Genomic DNA, 25,516 nt, shown 5'->3' on the forward strand with positions numbered 1-25,516 from the left:
GATGCAAAACTAGCCAATACCCTTGCACAAACCCTCAATAAAGGCGTTATATTATCTTTAACCTTGCGTTAAATTAAGATTAACATCTACCTCAAAAAACAATCAATAAACGAAAGAGTACAAAAAGAAAGCTCTTTAAAAAAGCAAATGAAACAAAGTATTGCAACAAAGAGATCGGTTTCTCAATAGGATGACACTATATTGCCCTTAATTTTATACTTACGCTAAGTATATCTATTTTTAGCATTAGCATCGGTACAGACATCGTACGAGCACATTAAACACTAAATTCGGATGAAACCTATTTTCGCTAAAGTAGTTGAGACCGTCGGGCAAGAAATATTTGCCGTACGGATTACCGAAAGGAAGACTTTTTCCACGGAATTTCACTTTCATAAAGAGTGTCAGATGACCTATATCGTAAAAAGTAAAGGTAAGCGGATGATAGGAGATAATATCGCTAACTTTGACAACGATGAGTTGACTTTTTTAGGATCCGACCTTCCTCATGTATGGCATAATGATACGACAGACCTAACGGAAGAAAATGAACATCAGGCTTATTCTATCGCACTATTCTTTGATCCACAACGATTGGTACAACATCTTAGTGTTTTCTTCGATACGACCAAACTCACACAATTCTTAACTCAAGCGCGAAGAGGTATTATTTTTCACGGAGCGAGCAAGGAAAAAATTAAAACCATTCTTCAACAGATGGTAGAAGCAACAGGCATGCAAAAAACAGTCCTATTATTCCATCTTATAAATGAGTTAACGGAGACAAGAGAAATTACATTCCTATCTGGAACCAGTTATACCAATAATTATATACCAAAAGATATGCAACGTATTGATAAGGTCTTTCAATATGTGCTTGAAAATTATGGAACAGCGATAAGTCTTGAAAAAGTGGCTTCGCTAATGAGTTTAAGCAAACATGCCTTTTGCCGCTACTTCAAGAGTCGAACACAGAAAACATTTATCCAATTCGTCAATGAAGTGCGCATTATGCATGCCTGCGAAATGATACAAGAAAATAATGATCAGATTAACAACATCGCCTACTCCTGTGGCTTCAACAGCTTATCCAATTTCAATAAGATTTTCAAATCTCTAAAACAAAAAACACCGAGTCAATACAAACAGGACATTATTAGCAATCTACCTCAATAAAACGGTAATCCTTTAGACATTACGTCTATACCCCAGTTCGGCACCTCCCGACACAGGCAGGCTTACCCCTGTGATAAAATGTGCTTTATCAGAAATCAAAAACACGCAGGCATCTGCTATAACACCCCCCTCTGGACAATAGCCCAAAAGATGAATATCTTCTAAAAACTGATTCATATTACGGGAATTCTCCTGTTCACTGATCCATTGCTTTAAGGTAGGTGTCATGACAGCCACAGACAGTACCGTATTGACGCGGATGCCATCTTTAGCATAATCAATTGCCATGGACTTGGTCAACGCATCGACCAATGTCGTGACCGCATAAGAGTAAATGGGGTCTTTATGTATCGCATCACTCCCCGCCCCTACCTGTAGGGGAAATCGTCTGTCCTGGATCTTAAATCCTTTTATCATGTTATATAATCGTATTGTTTAGGTATTATTTGCTTTACAGAAAAATCTATACTACATCAATGAAAGCGCAACCACATAATTCTGCGTATCCTTGCGCTGATGCGGCAAGTTCAATAAAAGACTGTCCCCTTTGACCTGAACATCGACAGACTCCCCATCGATCACCTGTGCCTTGGCGACCTTACCTAAGGTAAATGCCGGTAGCTGAACCTCCGTCTTCGCCGTATTGAGGATATGGATATACAAGGTTTTTTCACCTCTGGTAGTCGTATAATCTTCCGTAGGAGCATACGGTCCCGCCGTAGTTCCATATAAGGCTACACCATAGGTCTTCATCCACTTCCCTATTTCCAAAAGACGTTGCTGCTGTCTTGCTTCTACACGCCCATCGGGCATAGGCCCGATGTTCAACAGCAAATTACCACTTCCACCAGCGGTCTTCGAGATTATATCCAGACAATGCTTTAGGGGTTTCATCTCATCGTTTGCTTTCCATGACCACTGTTTACAAAGCGTAAAACAGCTTTCCCAAGGCAGCTCGAGGTTGTAGTGTCCTACGACCTGCTCAGGTGTGTCAAAGTCGCCAATCATCTTACTAACATCGATCTTCTTGTTATTTACAGCCGCGATCTCTTTGCCGAGGCGATTATTGACAATCAGTGCAGGTTTCAATTCTTTGAGAAACGAATATACCTCCCTGCCCATAGATTCTGTCCAAGGGGATTCCCAAGCACCGTCAAACCAGAGCATCTCCGGATCATACTTGGTGACCAGCTCTTGGAGCTGATTCTTCATATACTGTACATAGTTGGCCATATTGGATTTTGGATCCAACTGCTTATCTCCAGATCGATGGATCGGATAATCGGGGTGATACCAGTCACAAACCGAATAATAAATGCAGAACGCTATATCCACTTTTTTGCACGCTTTAGCTAGCGCCTTTATGACATCCTTTTTGTAAGGTGTGCTCGCTATATCGTAGTCGGTAAATGCTGATGGCCACAGACAAAATCCATCGTGATGCTTGGCTGTAATGGTCAGGTAACGCATACCTGCACTTTTGGCCATGGCGACAATCTTTTCTGCATTGAACAACATGGGATTAAACTCCTTGTACAGCTGGTCATAATCGGCACTCGGCACCTGATGTCCGCGGGACCAACCGATCTCTGTACCACGTAACGACACAGGCCCCCAATGAATAAAAAGACCAAACCGCTTCTCCATAAAGGCACGCAGCGCTTGCTGATCAACTTGTTGTGCCTTAGCCATAAAACCGAACGAAAAAAGCAGCGTTGCTGCCAACAATAAATGCTTTAATAGGTTCATAAAAATTATTATTATCGTAAACCGTACATAGTAACATGTAGGCTAATCCAAAACTATCAAAGAATGATTTTATAGGCTTAGCCTATATTGGTGGATGCTAATCCAAAATTGACGTTGGTGGCGTATCCGCGTTTTACATTTTGTTATTTCACAACATTCCATAATGTTATCTTGCGTCAAGCGTAAAATAGAACTATTCAATAACGCATTATACGGACATACAACCGTTCAAACTCAGACAGTAAGTAACAGAACAACCCCAAAAATGTGAATGATCGTCGGGTTTCAGTTATCACTCGATGGAAACGAGCGAACATTCTTTGCAAACAAGGGGGGACCCGTCAGCATATTGTGAACAGATTTTCAGCAAAGTTGATCACCAAAATACAACGAGGCTCATATCCTTAAACATACAAATAAATTGGGGCTTGCGCTTTTTTTTAACGATAGCACACCCCGGTTTATTAAAATACCCTAAGCAGTGAAACACCAGCTTTGTTTTGTTGATAAAAAGGCATGACTGTAACGGAATTCTTCTTGTCTTTCCCATCAAATAGAGACGAAAATCTTGGATAGAGCAGGTATGCGAGTTCAGTCGAAATAATACCGATACCAGCACCCGCGACTACATCGCTAGCCCAATGCTTATTATTTATGACCCTATAAATCCCTGTAAATGCAGCAAAAGGATACCCCGATACACTCAACCAAAAATTTCGGTCACGGTATTCCTTATACATAAAGTGTGCTGATGAAAAGGCTGTAGCCGCGTGCCCAGAGGGAAATGAAAGGTTGTTCGATCCGTCTGGTCTCTGCTCTCCGATTAAATACTTACTAGGGACCACTACTGCAGCAGCCAACAATTGGGATGTACCGTAAATAAAAAAAGCCTCTTTAAAAGTATTACGCCCACTGTAACCGCAAAGGTTCAAAGTCAAAGCAACAGCCGCGGGGGCGTATTGGGTATAGTCATCAATCCAAGTACGCCTAAACTGTTCATGCAACACTTCATCGCGGATCGATACATCGATCTGTTTTAGCTGAGGTACAGCAAAACTAACGACTCCATATGACACCAATACACTCGGGACAACCCATCTTTTATAGATTGACGTTCTGTCTGATTGATGATGCATCATGGTGCTATCCGATAAGTCGGAAACCGACAGCGCTTGGCTTATGGTAGTTCTAAAAAATAGTATGGTAAAGAGCAATAAAAACGCATACTGTGCTCTCGTTAAAATGAAAACAGTCATTTCTTAATGTTTAAAATGGACAATAGGTTGGGAAATAGCAATTGTTGCTATTCCTGAAAAGTAACCCTACAAAAAATGGGGTGAGGATTTAAATATCCATTTGCGGAGGTTGCCATACCGGGATTGACGACCAACTGTCATGTCCAATGTTTTTAAACGGAGGACGGTAATTATCATAAAATAGTGCTAACAATTTCCACTCGCTTAAAAACAACGAATAAGAGGATAATTTAATACCACAACAATCGCAGGCGCAGAATGGGGAACAGGCATCTTGTTCGCTTTCTGAATGTACATTCTGTTCGATCTCTTCCATGTGGAGCGTAAACGTATTATCGTGGTCGCACAGTATACGAGCGAGACTATCGCTACAGGGAATTGTAGTGAGGAACAACATGTAAACCGACATAAGGCTCATTAACAGTCTCATCGAATCAAAAATAATAAAAAAACTATAGAGATCAATACAATTGATAAAAGACAAAACCGGTTTATAATAAAAAAGCTGCCTCAGCAAATCTGAGGCAGCTTGCAACTATTAAAACAAAATGTAAAATTACTTATACATTAACGTTCTAAAACTTCGACTTCTGTTCGTCTATTGGCTTGATGTTCTGCAACACTACACCTTACCCCATGTGCACATTGATTCAACAAGCCGTCGCTCACCATAGCATTGTGCAGCAGTTACATACAATACATTCCCGCTAGCATTCGTGGATACAGGGCCAATATGGTAGACAGAATCGTTGATGGATGATCTCAATTGATCCGGATAAGCCAGTGTACTATCCGTTTGACGATCTGCCTTATATACTTTTAAAAAGGCATGCCCAGTCCTTCCACTTTTAGTCTTCAATAGGCAATTGGATTCTGCTTCATACTAGATTCCTTTGGAATAGGGTACTGCACCAAACTCGGCCAATGAGGTATTCAAGAACTGTTCATTTCTCAATGTATGGGGCGTAGGTTTACGCATCCCTACTTGGGCAGAGTCTGTTCCACGTATTGCAGCTAGCTATTCCGGCTGCTGACCGTTATCAGCGATAATCTTCTTGTACTGCACTTTGGCCTCAGCATATTTGCCCCTGCTGCTTTAATACCTCAGCATAATTATAGCGAGCCTCTTTTGAAGCGCCTTGTTGATCGATAACGCTTGCATATCAATTTTCAGCGAGATCATATTGTTTAATATAATAATAAATATGCGCTAAGCGCTCCATTGATTTTATAGCCGGCTCTTTTACATCAACGAGTTTTTCGTATGCAGATGCAGCCTTTGCATGCTGCATCTACTTATACAACATATTGGCGCGGCTACACATACTCGGCTGTTCTTGCCCTTGTGCCATAGCCGTAACCAAAGCGAGCCACAGCAGACCGCTTCTTTTATTTAAATAAGATCTATTTCTCATGTGAATAATCCATTTAGAACAGTACAAATTATATCTAAAAATATCTTGGACTCAGTATCTGATTGTATCAAGGCCCGAAGGTGATGCCTAAAGTAAGTTCATGCGTACCATTCTGTAAACCATTCATGCGGTTCAACATATGATCTGAGGAATACCCTATTCGGAACTCTGAACTTACATAAAATTGTGCAATACCACAAAGCGAATTCAGCAAGCTAAGTTTATTGACAGAGGCTGTATTGTACACCTGGTTAAAAATCTGGGCACGCGCCCGATATCCGGCTCCAATCCAAAATTTGCCGTTAAAAATAAACATCGCATTAAGATCTAGCGAGGTAGGCCCCTTAAAATCATCTTTGATCAACAAGCTAGGTCTAAGAAGCAATCCTGGATCCAATTCGAATAAATCCCCTGCGATGAAATAACCATGTACTTTTCGATAGTGACCTTCGAGCGAGTTCTGATTGAACTGAAAATCTTCGCCACTATCGCTATTCGCAAAAAGATCTTGAACGGATACCCCAGCGTACCATTTTGGATTGCTATAATACACCCTCAAACGGATATCTGGCCGCCATGTCGTGAACATATGAGCGGGTAGGACAAAGTCTCCTTTATCGACAGAGGTTAGCTTATTCTCATCAAGACCGTACTGGGTTACCCCTCCAGCCCCCCCCCAAAAGCAAGTCGATGTTCATCGGAACGGTCCAATTGCAGGCGGCTTTCCCCCTCCTTTTTCCATATCAACTGAAATACTTATAAAGCTCAGGTATTAGGACAAAACACAAAAAGCCTCTACGGGTTTAGCAACAACCGTTTATTACCACACAAAAAAACTTCGAAAAAACTGACACATGTTAAATCGATGCGACAGATAGGGCATTCTCTTCTACTATTTTCATGTGGAAATTCTATCTCTAGCAGCTATGCGGTTAATCATTCCTCTGAAAATAAACCCATGAAAAGGTAAAACGGCGTACCAATATAATCTCCCCGAAATCCCCAACGGGCGAAAGGTAGCTGTCTGTGTGAGCACATTGTCTTGATCGATTTTAAATTCTAACCAAGCTTCTCCCGGAAGTTTCATTTCTGCATATAACAGTAATCTTCTTTCACTTTTGTCGGCTATCAGCACCCTCCAAAAATCTAACGCGTCACCAGGGTATAAATCCAAATCACTCTTTCTACCACGTCTCATACCTACCCCGCCTACGAGTTGATCGATAAAACCTCGGATCTCCCAAAGCCAATTTCCATAGTACCAGCCTACATGCCCCCCAATAGACCATATTCTAGCAAGAGGACCTTCGGCCGCACTAAGTTGTACTTTACGCACATCTTTGAAACAACCGTACTCAGGAACCTTTAATAAACGAACTATACCATGATTTAAAATAGTGCTACTTTGCGCATCTTTCCAACTCGAAAGCACATTATTTTGTTCAATTTTTTCAAAAGCAAGTTTGATAGAAGTATTATAATCAATAACCTCTATGTGAAGCATGTGTATTAAATCATTCGGCTGTGCAATCACCTCGACCTTCATGCTATCTACTAGATTTCGGGCTAAAGGATATGATGTCGAAGTGACAAAATAGAGCCAGTAGGACGATAGTTTCGGAGTCATCACCGGGATGATAAAAATCCTGCGCTGCAAACCTCTGATTTGGGCATACCGCAGTAACATCTCCTTGTAACTCAAAATATCCGGGCCTGCAATATCAAAACTTTTGTCATAAGTCTCAGGCTTGTTAATTACGCCCACCAGAAATTCAATAACATTTCTAATAGCAATGGGTTGACATTTTGTTTTTAACCACTTAGGTGCAACCATCACGGGAAGTTTTTCGACCAAATCTCTAATGATTTCAAAAGAACCGCTCCCGGATCCTACAATAATTCCGGCCTTTAATACAGTGAGCGCATAATTCCCTTCTGAAAGAATGGATTCTACATTTTTCCGTGATTTTAAATGTTTGGAAAGATTCTGTCCATTATTTATCCCTCCTAAATAGATCACCTGCATCGTTGCTGTCTTCGATAGCCTGTCTTTAAAATTATGGGCACAGATTTCTTCCATTCTCGAAAAATCGCCCTGCTTGGTAGACATAGAATGAATCAAATAGAAAGCTACATCAATATCTGAAGGGATTTTCGCAAGTGTATCTGTTTTTAAAAAATCTACTTCAATTATGGATAAACGGTCATTAAATTCCGGATTGTAAGAAAATCGGTTTTGATCTCTGACACAGCATACCACATGGTACCCTTTATCGATAAGCACTGGAAGTAGTCTTTTCGCGATATAGCCTGTTACACCGGTTAATAATATTTTCATACCTCCTTCTTTTTACCTAGATTTTTCGCTTTTTTACTTTTCAGTCCTAATTAGCGTCCATGTGAGAAAGGCAAGGATTAAAGTTAAAACTGAAAACATCTTCTCTAAAGCAGTAGTCGCACACAAATTTCCAATTGTATTGAGTATAAATAAGCAAATGAAAAGCCAAAGCACAATATCAATAACATTTTTTCTGAAATAATGTTTGATGAAACCGCCCTTCATAAGTACGATAAAACCAAAAAATAAATTGAACAGTATAGAAAAGAATTCGAAAATGTACATCTCTCTTTCATTCTTTAATAAACCGCCCCACACGATAGTGTAAGGGATTATTTGGGTTATAACACATAGATGAAATATTGTCACAGCCGATATCAGTCCTAACAAAACTTTGGCAGATAATTTACTTCTCATTTTTTAAAAATTTATTAATTTATTCCTCCTCCTTAAAATACATTTGTTTCGCGAAAAATTTACCCTAAACTTAAGTATAATTAAGAAACTTTTTTTATTGGAATAGGAACCACACACTTACTTTGGGATTCATGTGTTTTGGTATAGTACCCTTAATGCTTATCGAAAACGAATAACAAATTGTTTGTTACTAGGGGGTATTCCAAAATTGGGAGAAAAGAAAGAAAAATCAAGAAAGGGTTCAGCTACGCTGAACCCTTTTGGTTTTAATATCATGATCTTATTTCTCTACGCATAAAGTAATAATACGATATAGCAAATAACAATAGTGTAAACGCTATTAATCCACTTAATTGTGGCCACACCAACATTAAACTATCCCTCAGTCCTATGCCGTTGGGTATAGCCCTTACCATCTGTTCCATGGATACTGGGCCTAAGCTTCTCACCGTAGGCATCAGTAATGTAGTGGAAGCATCTACATAAAGTTGGCTCGGAGAGATCCGCAAAACGTCAAGAATGCGTTCATTATAAAAGGATATTTGTTCTGGAGAAAGGTAAGCAGGATTGGGTATGAGCGCTTTTATAGCGATATTGACTAGGACCTGATAAAAGACTGTAAAGAATAACCAGATCCCTATTGCGGTCAATGCAGAAGTTGCAGGTTGCTTAAACCTGATGGATAAAAAAATAGCTATACTAAGCCAGAAGCCTACATACAAAATGGTATTGATATTGAAAGCCAAAATACGTACCACCTCTTGCCACTCGATAGCAATACCACTCAAGCACATGGCGTAGCCGACAATCAGAAAAGTGAGCGAGAAAAATAAGCAGGCAACAATCAACAAAGGCGCGAAAAATTTAGCGAGTATCAAATTATCTCTAAATAGCGGTTGGGCCATTAAGCGTACTAGCGAACCATTGTTATTTTCTGAATTGATAGCATCAAACCCTAAGCTAATGCCTAGTATCGGAGCAAGAAAGCTGAGAAATACATGAAATGGAGGCACGGATTCATCTGTTGAGGTCAATAGCTTTAAATAGAAAAAAGATTCCTTACTACTATCTGTTGCTTCAAATACTGATTTAATATTACTTAAAGACGAATATATTGACACTACAAAAGTAAGAATGATCAATATCACGAGAATGATAAACCTCCAACTTCGGATATGCTCTGCAATCTCCTTACGCAACAGTACATGCATGGGTGAGCTGGCACCATGATATCTTTTATTTTCTAAAACTTTTTTTCTTAAATATCCCTTTAGATTTTTCATGGTTTACATCTTGATTTTTTTCGTTCTTAAAATACTCGAGATAAATCTCATCCAAGCCATAAGTCTTTTGCTGCACCCCCATTAGATCGTATCCCCTTTGGACGACATAACGTACGATGTCAGCGGTCTGCTCTACAGTAGACATTACTTCAATTTTGTTATCAATTATGCTCAAATTTTGTATATGAGGCAGTTTTGCAATCTCCTGTCTTAGCTTTTCAAACCCAGCTTCATTTTTTTGCATTTCCAGTAAGGTTACATGGCCATTTTTATTAAATAGTTGTTTAGAAAGACTTGTTATATTTCCTTGCGCCAACAATCTGCCGTCGACAAAAATGCCTACCCGGTCGCAGACCTGCTGCACATGATGGAGGTGATGCGACGACAAAAGTACCGTTAAGTTTTGTTCCTTATTAAGCTGTTTTATAAGATCCAAAAATTCCCGGACTCCACTAGGATCTATACCTAAGGTCGGTTCGTCAAGAATAATAACCTCCGGAGACTTTATCAATACATCAGCAAGGCCAAGCCGCTGTTTCATACCTCGTGAAAAAGTTCCGGTCTTCCATAAAGCATTACTTTTCAAACCCACCACATCAAGTAGCTTCATCGCCTTGTTCTCGGATTCCATTTCCGTTAGTCCATTAAGCCTTCCTACAAAAGTAAGGTTTTCCAGAGCGGACATATTATCGTAAAAACCTAGATTATCAGGAAGATATCCGACTCGCTGCTTGACCCGTATGGGATGCCGCGTTGTATGCTGACCACATACATATGCTTCACCCGAAGTCGGTTCGACTAAGCCCAATAACATGAGGATAGTGGTCGTCTTTCCCGCCCCATTAGGTCCCAAAAGTCCAAATATTTCACCCTTATGTATATCAAGGGAAAGGTTGTCTACAGCAATTTTGTCTTTATAATGCTTGGATAACCCTTTTAGTTGTATAATAGGATTACTCATATCGTATGATGGTTGAATAATTGCGTACAAAAATCTTTTATACGGTTACTATCTAGCGTCGTCCGTATCTACGAATCAACACATATATAAACGCTACTGCCAATAGAATTAAAAGTATCCCAAACCAAGCCGTCAGCAAAGAAGTTTTAACTTCAACACGATAGGCTAAAGTGGACTCTAAATTGCCATTCTTGGCCGATACATTGATCATGTAATCACCGGCAATGGTTTTGTCTGGAACCTTGATATGTGCTTTGATTTCCTTGGCTTTGCCTGGTTCAAGCTTTTCTATTTTATCGATATCAAAGCTTGACTCCCATTTGTTTGGCAATTGTGCTGTCAGTTCGATATTTTCTAAAGGCAGCGTACCGGTGTTTTTCACGGTAATGAATATTTCCTTGCTGCTTCCTGTTGTGGTACTGCCACTCAAAATTTGATTTTGAGTACTGACTTCCATTTTATAGCTTCCTTTTATAACGGCCTGCAAGTTAATGGTAGTCGTATCGCCATTTGCAATAGCTTTGATCGGAATGACGTGTTTTTTATTATCTGCAGTATAGGACGGTGTGACTTCTATGCTCAATTCTTTACTGGATTGAGGATCTAGGTTGACTGATGTCACCTGCATTCCCTCCGTTTTATAAGCAATAGTCCATCCCGGGGGCAGATTAGATTGTAACTCGTATATTTTCTCTTGACGGCTGGTATTAGTGAGCGTACCATTGTACCTAAAAACATCGGTTGAAGGTACTTCCAGATTAATTAGACGAACTTTAAAACTGGATTGTTCCGGTTTGTCTCTTTCTTGCCCCAACAACTCTGAGGGAGCTAATAGATTACTTAATGCGAGAGTTAGGGTTAATAGAAAAATTCTCGACTTTAAACGTTCGGTAAAAATGAATCCTTTAAACATAATGTAATAACTAACAATTTTATATTAATAGCTTTTAGAAAATGTCTTGAATAAAAGTTGTACCTATTAGGTTTTCGAGTCCAAATTTAACTACTGGAGATATTCACGTCAAGTAAAATTTTATTTTTCTATCTCGCGTACTACACTCTGCTAACTTATCATCAACATCTAAGGAATTAAAGCAGCAATCTTTTAGGCACGTCGACCAGATAGTTTAGTGTATTTATAACCCATAACCAAGAAACAAAAGTAAAATAATACACAAAAAAACTTTTATTTAGTATAATTGTACTGTATTTAACAGAAAGCTAATTTTTGAATTTTTATAAACATCAAAATGACATCCATGAAATCAATTATCAGTCATGTATTTATAGTAGCCACACTACTGAGTGGCTTCTCCTGCAATGGTCAACAAACAAAATCCACGGAAACTAAAACTATTCCAACAATGAATACTTCATTCTACAATCTTTCCGTAACACTGAACAACGGTGAAAAGCTTAATTTTTCAAGTTTAAAAGGTAAAAAAGTGCTTTTGGTCAATACAGCTTCAAAGTGTGGTTACACGAAACAGTATGAAGACTTAGAAAAACTATCCAAAGCGTACAAAGATAAATTAATGATAATCGCTTTCCCAGCAAATGACTTTGCAAACCAGGAGAATGGCAGTGATGAAGAAATTGCGCAATTCTGCAAATCAAATTACGGTGTAACATTTCCGATAGCTAAGAAAGCGGGAGTCATTAAAAATGCGGAACAACAAGAGGTATTCAAATGGCTATCCGACAAACAATTAAATGGATGGAATGACCAAGAACCAGAATGGAATTTCAGCAAATATCTGATTAGTGAAGATGGACAGCTACTTCACTATTTTAAATCAAGTGTAGCCCCACTAGATCAAAAAATGATTGACGCTATTGATAAATAATATCTAAAAAATACTTTCGAAAGAAAAATCATGAATAAGTCCCTTCAAATATTGAATATCGTCGCTTTGGTAGCAACAATAGGAATCAACTACCTCTCCAATAATGGACTTTTTAACGGGGAAACAATGGCTACGATTTCAGGGAAATACCATAATCTGTTTACTCCGGCCGGCTACGCTTTTTCTATTTGGGGATTGATTTTCATAGGACTTTGCGGATTTGTGTTTTATTATGGTCCATTTACTAGACAAACCAAAGCCAAGGAAAAAATCCTTTCAAATGTTGGATGGTGGTTTACCATCTCTTGTGTAGCCAATTGTTTATGGGTAATAACTTGGCTGTATGAATATACCTTACTCACAATTCCGATCATGGTTTTGCTATTTGTTGCGTTATTAAAAATTATAACAAATACGCGACGGGAATTAAAGATAGAGGATTGGAAAACAAGTATTTTTTTTCGATTGCCTTTCTATATTTATTCAGGTTGGATTTCTGTAGCTTTAATTGCCAATGTAGCTGCCTATTTGAAAAAAGTACAGTGGGCAGGATTTGGAGTATCAGAGACATTATGGACAATTGTCATGTTTTCAATAGCCGCACTTATCCATCTATTCATGATCTGGAAACGAAATATGGTAGCGTTCGGCTTGGTGTCAGTTTGGGCATTGATTGCCATTGCGATGGCCAATAAACCAAGCAACCACACTGTTTATCTAGCTGCGATAGTAACAGCAATAATCCTATTTGTAAATGCGGTCGTGCACATCATTAAAAAAAGCAGTTGAATAAAGTAGCAGGAGAGGTGCCTTTTGACAAATAAGAGACAGTACAAAACTAGAGTTTTGCTACTGTCTCTATAGATAAGCGATCTATACTATTGCCCACTTAAAGGACCTAGAGGAATTAACACCCAAAAAGTCGAAAAAACATCGATATTCATCGGATCGATATCTACAGACAAAACATAATCCAATATTTAGTGTGACTTCTTATTTTGTTCTGTGATAGCTTTGTTGGGTACAATTATTCCTATTCCTTGAATAAAAACAAGTTTTAATATACTATGATCTCATCGTTAAATAGATAGCCGCGCTTCGGGTTACTTGCTTTTACCTAAATATAACGTGCGTGATGTGTGCTATCCAATTTCAACTCAAATCGTTTGAATGTCAGTTTAGCCTCTTGATCCGAAATATCATTAAAGACTTTACCTGCGGACTTAAAATACTTTCCATATTCAGAAAGTAGTACTTCAAGTTCGCCCGGCATATCCCCCCCCCCCCCCCGGACCTATCATCTGCATAAAATTCATAGCTACTAGACTAACCGACTGCGACTCATGTAGGTCTACAATCAGATCTATTGGCCTGGTAAAGCCCTGACATTGCCCGTCATGATAAGTAAGTCCCCCCTTGTAGGCCATTTGTCATTGTAAGTTCCTTTTGTGCATCATAGCCATCCCATTAGCTATTATATTTGACGGGCTTGCCTATAGCCTTGTGGATATCCGTATCAACAATCAATGAAGGACCTATAGCAATCGAATCTAGAAAATATTGAGCTGCTCTATACGTGTGCTCCTATTTAACACAAATGGGCCTGTATAATATGGAGAATTTACCTGTGGCACACTGCCATCCAGCGTATAGCGAATATTTTGTGAATCGATCTGCTCCGTAGCCAGACTAAGGGCTTTTTCTCTGCGTTCAAAATCAAAAACATTGGTATAAGTAACATGGTATCATGGGCGATAATAATTAACATGCAGATCTTGCAGCAATTTATAATGTTTTTGCATCCGGATATGAAAATCTGTCCAATTCTTATCTTGTTCGGCGATCCAATTGACCTCAGTCAGTGCTAATGCTCTCGGAAATACCATATACTCTATATGCTCCTTCGTGGGCACATATTCGGTCCAAATATTAGCCTGTGCTCCTAAGATATGATGCTTTTTATTCCAGCGATGGCCGCTGGCACCGGATCATAGCTATATACCTTTTCCAAAGGGAGATAGCCCAACTGAATCAAAGTGTAGACAGCAGAAATAATCTGCTCTCGATTCCAAGCTTTAAGCGTAATACCTGTAGGTCGAATGGCTATCGAATACGCTTTTTTAGGTAATTTATCTCTTTCTGTAGCCTTTAGGAGTGTTATCCCACCTGAAACAAATTAACTATCATCTCCCAGTTGCTTGACAGAAATCGTCTTGATGGCAGGATGTTCGATCAGTAAAGAGCCTGCTTTGAACGAGGCATAATCACATCTATCTGCACAAGGAAGTACCTACAACAAATCATGAATATTATCAAAAACAGATAAGAACAATTGCTTTCCTAGACGTCGCGTTCCACAAATGCTTACCCATGCTTTCGATATATGAACCATGAATCGTACAAATGTGCTATTTTCAGTATGTTGTTTATGTCACCTTTTTCGTATCACACCTCTCAGCCTGATGTTCCAATTTAGCTATTGTCATCCGAAGAAGTTTTGAACGGCGGTGCTTTGTAATCATGCGGCAAATATTCAACGGGGGTTGTCGTAGCATTTCCATCACGCAAGGCTTTATAATGTGGAGACATAATCTCAACACCTGCGCTATTGAAATGATCCTGAATATTAGCATGTAGCGAAGAGTAAATTAAAGCCTGTCGATTAGCCTGTTTAGTAAAGGCATTGATTCTATAACTAACGTAATAATCGTCTAAACTAGTTTGATAAACATAGGGTTTCGGCTCTTGTTCTATATATTCTGAATCTAATGCCGCCGCTATCAAAAGCTCATGAACCTGTCTCCAGGGAACATCATATCCAATAGTCACTGTCGTATTAATAATAAGTCCATTGCTACTCGCTTCCTCACTGTAGTTGGTCGTGTGGTTGCCCATCACCGATGAATTTGGGATGGAAATGATCTCATTCTGAATCGTCCGTACCCGGGTTACTAATAGTGTCTTCTCCATAACATCACCGGTAACCTCGCCAATTCTCACCCGATCGCCAATCTTAAATGCCCGCATGTAGGTAAGAACCAAACCAGCCACCACATTACTAAGTGCACCTGCAGAACCGAAAGTAAACAAAACCCCCATAAAAACCGACACTCCTTTAAATATATCAGAGTCATGACCGGGCAAATAAGGAAATATAACCACTAACATGAAGGCGAGCAACAAAACTCTAACAATTTGATATGTCGGGTTCGCCCAATCTTTGTAAAATCCAGAAATATTCAATTTACCCCGCTCGATTTCAGTTTTAATAAACCGTAGAAAACGTAATAAATAATGAAAAACAACGATAAGCACCAAAATGGTAATCATATTAGGAATATAGTCCCAAACAGCCAAACTAATCTTCTTTAAAGGGGAGACTATATAACTCAATAAGTTTTCAGAAAGATCCTTGGTAAAAGGAAATATACCAAACAGCACAGGTAAAGCCAAATAAATCACTAGTACAATGACAACCCACCTCAAAAAGTTATTTAATGTTTCAAAAAAACGTAGCTTTCGCTGTGCGGTGAGGAGTTCATAATTCTGAATTTTGATCCCCTTATTAACCTTTCCTTGATAAGTCTGCAATTTCAGTCCGATCGAGCGAAAAAGACGGTTCACTCCTTTAATCAAGAGTATCACCACACCTATAACTAAAAATGTAAGTAAGATTTCCTTCAATAAGACCTGCCAGCTATTAGCCTTCTGATAAGCAGCAATGGAATTTCCAATTTGCAGTTTGATCTTTGCTGCTAATTTTTCCTTGGTACTCTCTTCCCAAAGCGCATCTTCTTGTGATATCGAAATAAGCAAGCTTGTGTTATATATCAAATCGGTGGTCTGTTCGGCTGCAATGATCTTTATAGAATCCATTATAAACAAAGGATCTTCCGTAAGTCGCAATATTCGTTTACTTACCGCCTCAGCCCTATCACTTGCGGAAAAACTGCCTTGTCTTGTATAGATATAAAATAAGGTATCATTCGCGAGAACTACGGGGTTTCCTTTGACAAAACTTCGGAGTGAATCTACTTGTTTGCGCTGTCTAACCTCGTGTAGAGAATCTCTCCTTTTTAATGCATTCAGTTCGTCCAGCAGTTCCTTCCGCTTTATTAAATCATTTTCACCTAAGTCATTTACTTCCTGCTGCAATGCATTTCGCTTTAACGAATCAGCGTATCTTTCGGCAGAAAGTTGACTTACTTTGTTAAAACTAGTACTTAATTGATTACTAAGTGTGTCATTTGAGGCTTGTGCTGTATCTCGCTGTGCAAAAGAAACACACACAAAAAAAGCAAACGATAAACAAAGGAATATTTTCTTTTTCATAAGTGTTAATGAAATATGATTCTTCTTCTTTTAAGTTCACCAATATTAGATCTAGACCGCAACGCATTCCCTTAAACGAAAAATAAACTATAAAGATTAATAAACTCTCAACTGTTGTTACGTGTAATATCAATGATTAAAACATCCGCTTTTTAAATGATGGATATTACCTATGATCATTGAAAATAACCATATTTTTGTAAAAAACATATTTATAAGCTAAATTTTTAAAGATAGTAAAGAAATGTACCGAAAGCATCCCATGTTTATATCCTTGGCGCCACTGTCCTCAAATGGTGTCATATTTTTTAGATGCTAGGTATATGGAATAAAAAGGGGCAGGAGCTGACTATGTCTTTAACTATGACAGCTGTAATGACCAACAAACGATTCAACCTGCAGAGATTACAAAGAACCCAAATTGCAAATAAGCCCCAGGTTATTAGAAGTTTATTTATCAAAAAGACCTTTAGCAACATGAAATACTCATGTTTAGCGAAGTCCCCCCATGAGTATCCCATCGCGACCAATCGGAACAAGTCAACGATGCTATAAACGAGAATCTACCGCTGTCCTAATAAGCCGGATTCCTGAGCTCGTATTTATAGCGCAGACAGAACTAAAACATGGAAAAGGATTATTGTTTTGAACATCTTATAAAAATAGAACTATTACACATGTTTTAAAAGAATCATCATATTCTACTGGTTTTTAGCACAAAACACAATGAAAGATGTGATTGATATTCTTACAGCAAGTCGATCACAAAATGAAAAGCCACATAAGGGAAGAACTGATGAGGTCTTCAGCATTCTTAAGTATTTCGATATTTTTATCAATCATTAAGCTAGAATGATAAAATTGAGTATAGCTAAGGTTTCGAACAACCATGGCTACTTCTATTTTGCACTTAAAACGAAGATTATTATATTAGTAAACGCCATTACAATAAATCACAAAATTTGAGTACGACATCTTATATTAAAAATAGTGCAACGTCGCTTCATAGGTACCTAACCGGATGGATCTTTCGCTTAAGCTTTATTTTAGCCATACTATATAGTGCAGTCTCTGCTTTAGTTCAGGCTCAAAACATCATCCGTGTAGGAAGCCCGTCTGTCCAACAATTCAACAAAACTGCGTACAAAGCAGGCAACCAGAACTGGAGCATGTCCGTCGGTGAGGATGGCATTATATACTGTGGAAACACAGATGGACTGCTTATATTTGACGGACAGTACTGGAAACTTTATCCACTGAAAAACAAATCTGCTGTACGATCCGTAAAAGCAGACAAAAGTGGAAAAATCTATGTCGGAGGACAAGCTGAATTTGGATATTGGCAACGCCAGTCACATGGGCGTATGACCTACACAAGTATCTCCAATCTACTTCAAGATAAAAGTTTGTTGACCAATGATGAAATCTGGAAAATCATCATCCAAGATGAAACGATATACTTTCACGCCTTTTCAAAAACCTATATATACAGAAATAATGCAATAACAACTATAACTGCGAATGGAGAACCTTTTCTCTTTCCTCATCAGGTAGAAGATCGGCTTTATTTTGAACAGATACCATCAGGTTTGCATTTATGGGAGAAACAAAAATTGGTTCCAGTCGAGGATAAGGATTTTCTAAAAAACAAAAATATACTTTGTATCCTACCTTATGATACCGAAAGATATCTATTGGGAACAGCACACCATGGGTTATTTTTTTTAAATAAAAATGGGTCCATTGAAAGCTGGGACACGGAAGCTAGTAGATTACTTGCCAAAGCGCAGATAAATAACGGAATCCCCCTTAGTAACAATCAATATGCATTCGGGACGATACAAAACGGGGTATACATAATAAATAAGAATGGAGCTTTAATACAGCACATCAACAAAAACAATGGTTTACAAAACAATACCGTACTAAGTATCGCAAAAGACAAACAGCAAAATCTCTGGGTAGGTCTTGATAATGGAATAGACCGGATCGAAATAAACAGTTCGCTATACTTTCATACGGACTTCTTAGGAAAAATAGGAACTGTATATGCTACAGCCATCTTTAAAGATCACATCTATCTAGGCACTAATCAAGGGCTATTCGTAAGTCCCTGGAAAGGAATACACACTTTTCAATCGCTGGATTTTAGGCAAATTCCAACTTCAAGTGGCCAGGTATGGTCACTCGACATGATAGGCAACAAGCTGCTCTGCGGCCATAATGATGGGACTTTTGAGGTAGAAAACATGCAACTCAAAAAGATTTCGCAGTTGACTGGCGGATGGTTTTTTGAACGGATCCCAAATTCTGATTATATCTTACAAGGTAACTATACGGGTATAGCACTATTTCAGAACCGAGAAAATCTATCTTTTCTCCAACAATACCCTGAACTTCGGGAGCCAACGCGCTTTTTTGCTGCAAAAGACCAACATCACTATTGGGTAGGAAACCGCAATACTATTAATCTCATTGAACTGAGTTCTGATTTTAAAAACTTAAAAACAATCGTCAGAACCAAAGACGATAAATCTATAAGCGGGATAGGCTTTACCGGGGTATTCAACCTTGAAAACAACATTGTATTCACCTCGGATTCAGGATTGTTTATTTATGATGATATCGTTAAAAAATTTAAATTACACAAAGAATTAAACCAACAATTAGGCTCTTTTCAGTATACCAACAAGATCATTCCAATTCAAAAAGGCCGATATTGGTTTATCAGACATTCGCACATTGCACAGGCATCCTTTGGACCTAATGGTCTAATCGAGATAGACTCTACCTCACTGAATGGCTTGCAAAATCGACTGATGGACTATTATGAAAATATATTTCCCATTGACCAAGCCCATTTTCTGATAGGTCTAGATAATGGATTTGCAGTCTATAGAGATCAACCCAAACAGCAAAAGATGATGCTTCCATACCCCATCATTTCAAATGTATGGAACATATCGAAAGAGCCATTACTTATCGATGACGAAAAAATAATCCTGAACTATACAGACAATAATCTACGCATTGCATTTTCGACTCCATTTTATAGTCTTTCGCCACTGCACTATCAATACCTTTTAGAAGGATACTCGGAGACTTGGTCCAGTTGGGATCAGATGACCTATAAAGATTTTACGAATCTCTCCTCGGGAAAATACATTTTTCACCTGAGAGCAAAATCGGCAGATGGCCATATATCCCCTGTCACCACATTAACTTTTCAGATAAATAGTCCTTGGTACCTCTCATGGTACGCCTTGATAATATATGCCTTGATTGGTTTTCTATTATTTATTTTCCTCCGATCCCAACAGCTTAAAAAAGAGCAAAAGCGTCAATTTCAAATTAAGCGTAGGTTACTCGAACAACAGAAAGTGGCCATAGCCCGAGATGCTGAACTTAATGAGCAAAAACTCATCAAACTCAAAAATCAACAACTCGAAAGTGAACTAGCGATTAAGAACAGAGAGCTAGCCAATGCAGCAACTAATATTGTCTACAAAAATGAAATGCTCAACAATCTACACGAGCAACTCAAACAATTGAAAGATGCGGAAGGAAATCAACTTAGTGACGAAGAATTGCACAAAATAAACAAGCTTATTGACGAGGCACACAACGATGACCGAGATTGGGACATCTTTGAAAAAAGCTTTAACGAAGCACACGGTAATTTTTTTAAAAAACTAAAAGTAGACTTTCCTGCATTGGTCCCAAATGACCTCAAACTCTGTGCTTACCTGAGGCTTAATATGTCGAGTAAAGAAATAGCATCACTCTTAAATATTACAACCCGAGGAGTAGAAATACGTCGCTATCGATTACGAAAAAAGCTAAATATACCATCTGATAAGAACCTAAGTGAGTTCTTATTGGAGCGCTAAGGAGCGCAAAACACTACATCATTACCTCTCATACCTTAAAGTGTAAAAAAAACACTTAATAAAAATTTATGTGCATCAAAAACAAACCATAAAACAATAACTAACAACAGATTACATTTCTCATCACCTATATTTTAGAAACACCATATCCCCTTGTAGTAGTAATGTGAATTTCAAAAAATTGGATACATCACAATACATCAGCAAATTTGAAATACAATAGACAACAACCAGTGTCTATTTTTATAAATCTAATTAAACCAAGTTATATGAGGAGTTTATCTATTCTTATTTCCTTGTTGCTCATGTCCCTTATCACAGTAGGGCAAACGACTGTCAACGGAGTAGTCAAAGACAATAAGTCTATGCTGTCTATCTCGGGGGTCACTGTCAGTATTAAAGGAAAGCCAACAGCAACACAGACTGACGCCAAAGGACAATTCACTATCACTGCCTCTCCCACGGATAGTCTACAGTTTGTCTTTTTAGGCTACGCATCCCAGACGGTACCGATCGCTAATCGAACACAGCTGAATGTATTTTTGGAAGGCGAAAATGAAAGCCTCGATGAAGTGGTGGTCATCGGCTACGGAACAGCAAAGAAAAGAGACCTTACGGGTTCTATCGTACAAGTGAAGGGGAGCGATATTGTGGATCGCCCCGGCACCAATCCGGTAGCGAGTCTACAGGGAAAAGTATCCGGATTACAAGTAACCAATTCAGGACGTCCTGGACAAGAACCAGATATCCGTATCCGTGGTACCAACTCCATAAACGGGGCTAAGCCCATATATGTTGTTGATGGTCTATTGAACGATAATATCAACTTTCTAAATCCTGATGATGTAGAAAGTATTGAAGTACTAAAAGATCCTTCTTCACTCGCTATATTTGGTGTTGCAGGTGCAAACGGTGTCATCGCTATTACGACAAAGCGCGCCAAAGCCGGGCAATTGAATTTCGATTTTAGCTCTAGAATAGGTTTCAAAGATGTCTCTCATCGGATGAAATTGACGGATGCTACCCAATTTAAGGAATTATATGAAGAACAACGATTCAACCAGGGGGACGCTCCGTATGACTATTCCTTCTGGAATGCGAATACGGACTGGCAGGACGAGATATTCCGCAATGGTATACTCAACTATAATAACCTAAGTGTAGCTAGCGCAACGGACAAGAATTCATTTCGGATGGGCTTGGGCTATTCTTTAGATCAAGGGATTATCAATTATGAGAAACACAGTCAAATCACCCTCAACCTCAGCAACGAAGTTCGAGTCACGGACAATTTCAAGACCGGTATCGTATTAAATGGTTACCGTGCACAGCTACCTCAAAACCGTGATGTGTTCGGAACTATATTGGCAGCTCCTATTGCTCCTGTATTCAACGAGGAGTATGGTCTTTACCATACGATGCCTAGTTTTCAACGGGCACAGGTAGGCAATCCGTTGACAACTATAGAGGAGCGAAAAAACACGTTCATCGGTAATAATTACCGTATCGTAGGAAATTATTACGCTGAGGTCAAATTCTTAAAGAATTTTTCTTTCCGGACAAATCTATCCGCGGATTATGGATTCAACCAAACAAGGAGTTACGATGGGCTTGTCTCTGTCTATAATCCAGAAATCGAGGGTGACAATAAAGCAGAGCGTATCGGCAACCTGCTTACAGCAGTCAATCAAGATCAAAACAAATACTATAAGATACAAACCGACTGGTTATTAAACTACAACAATTCGTTCGACAAACACAATATACAGGCTATGGTCGGTTATACCACCTACATGAGTGGTTTTGAAAATACAACGGCTCGCCGTACACAAGGAGACGGCTATGAAATACCAAATGACAGCTATTATTGGTATGTAGGCATTGGAGATCCTAAAACACAGACCGGCAACGGAACAGGCTGGGAAACCCGGACATTGTCTTATCTGGCCCGCGTACTCTACAATTACGATGGCAAATACTTAATCAACACCTCTTTCCGTAAAGATGGAAGCTCGGCTTTTGCTCGATTCGGTAAGCCTTGGCAGGATTTTTACGCCCTAGGTGTGGCTTGGGTCCTGAGCCAAGAGAATTTTATGCAGAACCAGACTGTGATCAATAACTTAAAAATAAAAGGATCGGTCGCCAATCTAGGAAACCAGAGCGTAGGCAGTAATAAATACCCGATGCAGGCGCAGATGGTGGCCGGGAATACCGCTGTATTTGGTAATCAAGTCGTACCGGCTTATGGACCGGAATATATCCCTGACACCAATCTACACTGGGAAGTTGTCAAAGCTTGGGAGGCCGGATTTGAACTCAGCACATTAAACAATAGACTGAATATTGAGGCTGTATACTACAGCAAAAACACGGACGGTGTATTGGTTCGAGTCCCAGGTATACTGGGCAGTCTACCTGGATTAAGCAATTTAGGAAATATCCGTAATAAAGGGATAGAGGCTTCAGCTAGATGGAACCAAACACTCTCCGAAGACTGGAAATTTTCAATAGGTGGAAATATCACGACAATAGACAATAATGTCGTCAGTCTATCCAGCAAGGGATACGATATCATTGATGGCCCCTCGCGTACCACGGAAGGTAATCCCATTGGCTATTTCTGGGGATATGTACACGATGGTATTTTCCAGACACAGACAGACGTCAACCAGAGTGCAAAAAATGGCCTCGGTGGAGGTGATTTCAAACCTGGAGATATCCGATATAAGGATATAGATGGTGATGGTACCATCACGACCAAAGACCGTACGCGAATCGGGAATCCTACGCCAGACTTCTTCTACGGTCTATCTCTTTCGACTTCATACAAAAGATTTGACCTTAATGTCGAATTTCAGGGAATATATGGTAATGAAATCATGCGTACCTGGAATCAAAACCAATTTGCCACCTACAATTTCCTAACGGACCGTATGGATCGCTGGAATGGCGAAGGCACAAGCAATTGGGAACCCATTATACACGAAGGACGAGCTAATAACCGGGTATATTCTAGCTACTTTATCGAGGACGGTAGTTTCTTTAGATTGCGTGACGTGACCCTAGCATATACCTTTCCACAAGAAACACTTGGTAAACTACGTTTGAAAAACCTGCGCTTATTTGCCAATGCGCAGAATGCCTTTACATTCTCCAACAATACGGGATTCACGCCAGAAATTGGAGGGAGCGCTACATCATTCGGTGTCGATAGAGGTACCTACCCTGTTCCAGCTATCTATACACTCGGTGTAAATCTTAATTTTTAACCTTTAACGGATCGACAAGATGAAAATAAAACAGACTATATATAAAGTATTAGGATTAGGAATACTTACTGTTGCTATTCTGAGTAGTTGTGGAACAGATTGGCTGGATATCAAGCCTAAAGGCCGATTTACAGAAGAAGATCTACCTGTTGGATCGTTGGAAGGACAGGTATTTGCGGCTTATGCCGGGCTGCGTAGTGAGGCTACGAGTGGACTACCTTATGTAGCCGTACACAATATACGGGCCGACGATGCGCATTTAGGTAGTAATGATGGTGACTACGCTGCTGCAGGACCTATATATGATGATTTTAAATACCCCCTCTCCCATTGGCTCACTAACAGTTACTGGACAGGACACTATGAACTGATCAATCAGTCCAACAATGTAATCGCTATCGCTGATTCTTTGGATAATCCTAAAGCAGAGACTATGGCAAATATTGGTGAAGTGAAATTTTTAAGAGCCTGGGCCTATTTCAATCTGGTACGTACCTTTGGTGAGGTACCTTTAATTGATTTCCGGATTACCGACCAGGCTTCTGCCAATAAACCAAAGTCACCCATTTCTGCTATTTATCAATTGATCGACCAAGATCTTAAGTATGCAACGACGGCGCTACCGGAGACCTGGCCCAAACATCCCGGTAGAATCACAAGAGGTGCTGCGCTGGCTTTACAGACCAAAACATTCATGGCTCGTCAACGCTATGCCGAAGCACTCGCCGCTGCGACACAGGTAATAAACTCTGGTATCTACGACCTTAGTGTACCCTACAATATGATTTTCAGAGAAGAGAGTGAGAATAGCAAGGAGTCCATTTTTGAGATTCAGGCGTTAGCCGATGGGGTTCAGAACTTTGGCGTCACCTATGCCAGCAGACAAGGGATACGCGGTTCAGGACAATTTAATCTAGGATGGGGCTGGAATATCCCACATCAAATCTTAGTTGACGCTTTTGAGCCTGGGGATCCTAGAAAAGAAACAACCTTACTGTTTAGCGGACAGACCAATACCCCATACGGTGAGACCTTACCAAGTAATCTACCTCGAGCGTACTGGAACAAAAAGGTCTATACCAACCCTGCCTTGCGTGCGCAATATGGTAGTCAGGCCGGAAATTGGTTCAACGTCCGTATCATCCGCTACGCCGATGTCGTACTACTTGCTGCTGAAGCCGCAAATGAGCTTGGCGGTGACAACAATACCGACATTGCATTAGCGCACCTCGAACGGGTAAGAGCACGTGCAAGAGGTAACAGCAATACTATATTACCTCCTGTCACGACGCGCAATCAAGAGGAGCTCCGACAAGCTATACGTCACGAAAGGCAAGTCGAAATGGGTATGGAGAATGAAAGATTTTATGATCTAGTGCGGTGGGGAATAGACGTAGAGACCTTACATGCTGCAGGTCATGTAAGCTATCAAATAAAAAACCGCTTCTTTCCTATCCCACAACCTGAGATCGATAAATCGGGCGGTGTTTTAATCCAGAATCCTAATTATTAACTCACCATTATGAAATACTCATGTTTAGCAAAGCACAAGGACTCATGAGTATTCCATATAACTGATGAGA

At 39.5% G+C, this 25,516-nt stretch carries 18 protein-coding genes and 2 pseudogenes; 6 read left to right on the plus strand and 14 right to left on the minus strand.

Going from position 1 to position 25,516, the window contains the following annotated elements; genetic code table 11:
- Positions 1 to 294: 294 nt before the first annotated feature.
- Positions 295 to 1,176 carry a helix-turn-helix domain-containing protein gene (locus G7B18_RS02675; RefSeq protein ID WP_164122028.1) on the plus strand — a complete coding sequence of 294 codons (882 nt, stop codon included), beginning with the start codon at positions 295 to 297 and terminating at the stop codon, positions 1,174 to 1,176.
- A gap of 12 nt (positions 1,177 to 1,188) precedes the next feature.
- Here the strand turns inward: G7B18_RS02675 and G7B18_RS02680 are convergent, their stop codons facing one another.
- The 10 genes and pseudogenes from G7B18_RS02680 to G7B18_RS02725 form a co-directional block, all read right to left on the minus strand.
- On the minus strand, positions 1,189 to 1,593 hold the full coding sequence (locus G7B18_RS02680; protein WP_164122029.1) for an SDR family oxidoreductase: 405 nt from the start codon (positions 1,591 to 1,593) through the stop codon (positions 1,189 to 1,191).
- Between the two features lie 51 nt (positions 1,594 to 1,644).
- A complete protein-coding gene (locus G7B18_RS02685) occupies positions 1,645 to 2,925 on the minus strand; it encodes an alpha-L-fucosidase (protein ID WP_164110691.1) in 1,281 nt (426 codons plus the stop codon).
- Between the two features lie 464 nt (positions 2,926 to 3,389).
- Positions 3,390 to 4,181, minus strand: a complete 792-nt coding sequence (locus G7B18_RS02690) for a phosphatase PAP2 family protein (RefSeq protein ID WP_164122030.1) — start codon at positions 4,179 to 4,181, stop codon at positions 3,390 to 3,392.
- A gap of 88 nt (positions 4,182 to 4,269) precedes the next feature.
- A complete protein-coding gene (locus G7B18_RS02695; protein WP_164126254.1) occupies positions 4,270 to 4,611 on the minus strand; it encodes a DUF6660 family protein in 342 nt (113 codons plus the stop codon).
- A gap of 192 nt (positions 4,612 to 4,803) precedes the next feature.
- On the minus strand, positions 4,804 to 5,040 hold the full coding sequence (locus G7B18_RS02700) for a hypothetical protein (RefSeq protein ID WP_164122032.1): 237 nt from the start codon (positions 5,038 to 5,040) through the stop codon (positions 4,804 to 4,806).
- A gap of 623 nt (positions 5,041 to 5,663) precedes the next feature.
- Positions 5,664 to 6,212, minus strand: a pseudogene (locus G7B18_RS02705) (type IX secretion system membrane protein PorP/SprF); the annotation flags it as partial.
- Between the two features lie 282 nt (positions 6,213 to 6,494).
- Positions 6,495 to 7,934, minus strand: coding sequence for an SDR family oxidoreductase (locus G7B18_RS02710; protein WP_164122033.1), 1,440 nt, complete (start codon positions 7,932 to 7,934; stop codon positions 6,495 to 6,497).
- A gap of 689 nt (positions 7,935 to 8,623) precedes the next feature.
- Positions 8,624 to 9,634, minus strand: coding sequence for an ABC transporter permease (locus G7B18_RS02715; RefSeq protein WP_164110703.1), 1,011 nt, complete (start codon positions 9,632 to 9,634; stop codon positions 8,624 to 8,626).
- The gene (locus G7B18_RS02720) at positions 9,588 to 10,595 is read right to left on the minus strand and encodes an ABC transporter ATP-binding protein (RefSeq protein WP_164110705.1); all 1,008 of its coding nucleotides are present in this window, start codon (positions 10,593 to 10,595) and stop codon (positions 9,588 to 9,590) included. The genes G7B18_RS02715 and G7B18_RS02720 overlap by 47 nt, the downstream gene beginning before the upstream one ends.
- A gap of 52 nt (positions 10,596 to 10,647) precedes the next feature.
- Positions 10,648 to 11,508: an NEW3 domain-containing protein gene (locus G7B18_RS02725; protein WP_164122034.1), complete on the minus strand. Its 861-nt coding sequence runs from the start codon at positions 11,506 to 11,508 to the stop codon at positions 10,648 to 10,650.
- Between the two features lie 346 nt (positions 11,509 to 11,854).
- On the opposite strand from G7B18_RS02725, the gene G7B18_RS02730 reads away from it, so the two are divergent.
- Both G7B18_RS02730 and G7B18_RS02735 read left to right on the plus strand, forming a co-directional pair.
- Positions 11,855 to 12,442 carry a glutathione peroxidase gene (locus G7B18_RS02730; RefSeq protein ID WP_164110710.1) on the plus strand — a complete coding sequence of 196 codons (588 nt, stop codon included), beginning with the start codon at positions 11,855 to 11,857 and terminating at the stop codon, positions 12,440 to 12,442.
- A gap of 30 nt (positions 12,443 to 12,472) precedes the next feature.
- Positions 12,473 to 13,231 (plus strand): tryptophan-rich sensory protein, encoded by a 759-nt coding sequence (locus G7B18_RS02735; protein ID WP_164110712.1) that lies wholly within the window; start codon positions 12,473 to 12,475, stop codon positions 13,229 to 13,231.
- A 328-nt stretch (positions 13,232 to 13,559) separates the two neighbouring features.
- Here G7B18_RS02735 and G7B18_RS02740 read toward each other — a convergent pair whose 3' ends face one another.
- The 4 genes and pseudogenes from G7B18_RS02740 to G7B18_RS02760 form a co-directional block, all read right to left on the minus strand.
- Positions 13,560 to 13,715, minus strand: a complete 156-nt coding sequence (locus G7B18_RS02740) for a hypothetical protein (protein ID WP_164122035.1) — start codon at positions 13,713 to 13,715, stop codon at positions 13,560 to 13,562.
- Positions 13,716 to 13,992: 277 nt separating this feature from the next.
- Positions 13,993 to 14,130, minus strand: coding sequence for an FN3 associated domain-containing protein (locus tag G7B18_RS19365; protein ID WP_164122061.1), 138 nt, complete (start codon positions 14,128 to 14,130; stop codon positions 13,993 to 13,995).
- A 57-nt stretch (positions 14,131 to 14,187) separates the two neighbouring features.
- Positions 14,188 to 14,394: pseudogene (locus tag G7B18_RS19370) on the minus strand (family 20 glycosylhydrolase); the annotation flags it as partial.
- Between the two features lie 520 nt (positions 14,395 to 14,914).
- A complete protein-coding gene (locus tag G7B18_RS02760; protein ID WP_164122037.1) occupies positions 14,915 to 16,774 on the minus strand; it encodes a mechanosensitive ion channel family protein in 1,860 nt (619 codons plus the stop codon).
- Positions 16,775 to 17,736: 962 nt separating this feature from the next.
- Between G7B18_RS02760 and G7B18_RS02765 the strand changes: the two genes are divergently transcribed.
- From G7B18_RS02765 to G7B18_RS02775, 3 genes are all read left to right on the plus strand, one after another.
- The gene (locus G7B18_RS02765) at positions 17,737 to 20,664 is read left to right on the plus strand and encodes a triple tyrosine motif-containing protein (RefSeq protein WP_164122038.1); all 2,928 of its coding nucleotides are present in this window, start codon (positions 17,737 to 17,739) and stop codon (positions 20,662 to 20,664) included.
- A 269-nt stretch (positions 20,665 to 20,933) separates the two neighbouring features.
- Positions 20,934 to 23,933: a SusC/RagA family TonB-linked outer membrane protein gene (locus G7B18_RS02770; RefSeq protein WP_164122039.1), complete on the plus strand. Its 3,000-nt coding sequence runs from the start codon at positions 20,934 to 20,936 to the stop codon at positions 23,931 to 23,933.
- A gap of 19 nt (positions 23,934 to 23,952) precedes the next feature.
- A complete protein-coding gene (locus tag G7B18_RS02775) occupies positions 23,953 to 25,446 on the plus strand; it encodes a RagB/SusD family nutrient uptake outer membrane protein (protein ID WP_164122040.1) in 1,494 nt (497 codons plus the stop codon).
- Positions 25,447 to 25,516 lie beyond the last annotated feature (70 nt).

The organism is Sphingobacterium sp. xlx-130, assembly GCF_011007405.1.
Taxonomy (GTDB): domain Bacteria; phylum Bacteroidota; class Bacteroidia; order Sphingobacteriales; family Sphingobacteriaceae; genus Sphingobacterium; species Sphingobacterium luzhongxinii.

Bases quoted from the DNA above. Each gene is read 5' to 3' on its own strand.
- G7B18_RS02735 (WP_164110712.1), top strand. From the start codon at position 12,473: ATGAATAAGTCCCTTCAAATATTGAATATCGTCGCTTTGGTAGCAACA.
- G7B18_RS02685 (WP_164110691.1), bottom strand. From the start codon at position 2,925: ATGAACCTATTAAAGCATTTATTGTTGGCAGCAACGCTGCTTTTTTCG.
- G7B18_RS02775 (WP_164122040.1), top strand. From the start codon at position 23,953: ATGAAAATAAAACAGACTATATATAAAGTATTAGGATTAGGAATACTT.
- G7B18_RS02760 (WP_164122037.1), bottom strand. From the start codon at position 16,774: ATGAAAAAGAAAATATTCCTTTGTTTATCGTTTGCTTTTTTTGTGTGT.
- G7B18_RS02725 (WP_164122034.1), bottom strand. From the start codon at position 11,508: ATGTTTAAAGGATTCATTTTTACCGAACGTTTAAAGTCGAGAATTTTT.
- G7B18_RS02710 (WP_164122033.1), bottom strand. From the start codon at position 7,934: ATGAAAATATTATTAACCGGTGTAACAGGCTATATCGCGAAAAGACTA.
- G7B18_RS02770 (WP_164122039.1), top strand. From the start codon at position 20,934: ATGAGGAGTTTATCTATTCTTATTTCCTTGTTGCTCATGTCCCTTATC.
- G7B18_RS02740 (WP_164122035.1), bottom strand. From the start codon at position 13,715: ATGCCGGGCGAACTTGAAGTACTACTTTCTGAATATGGAAAGTATTTT.
- G7B18_RS02695 (WP_164126254.1), bottom strand. From the start codon at position 4,611: ATGAGACTGTTAATGAGCCTTATGTCGGTTTACATGTTGTTCCTCACT.
- G7B18_RS02720 (WP_164110705.1), bottom strand. From the start codon at position 10,595: ATGAGTAATCCTATTATACAACTAAAAGGGTTATCCAAGCATTATAAA.
- G7B18_RS02715 (WP_164110703.1), bottom strand. From the start codon at position 9,634: ATGAAAAATCTAAAGGGATATTTAAGAAAAAAAGTTTTAGAAAATAAA.
- G7B18_RS02730 (WP_164110710.1), top strand. From the start codon at position 11,855: ATGAAATCAATTATCAGTCATGTATTTATAGTAGCCACACTACTGAGT.
- G7B18_RS02680 (WP_164122029.1), bottom strand. From the start codon at position 1,593: ATGATAAAAGGATTTAAGATCCAGGACAGACGATTTCCCCTACAGGTA.
- G7B18_RS02675 (WP_164122028.1), top strand. From the start codon at position 295: ATGAAACCTATTTTCGCTAAAGTAGTTGAGACCGTCGGGCAAGAAATA.
- G7B18_RS02690 (WP_164122030.1), bottom strand. From the start codon at position 4,181: ATGACTGTTTTCATTTTAACGAGAGCACAGTATGCGTTTTTATTGCTC.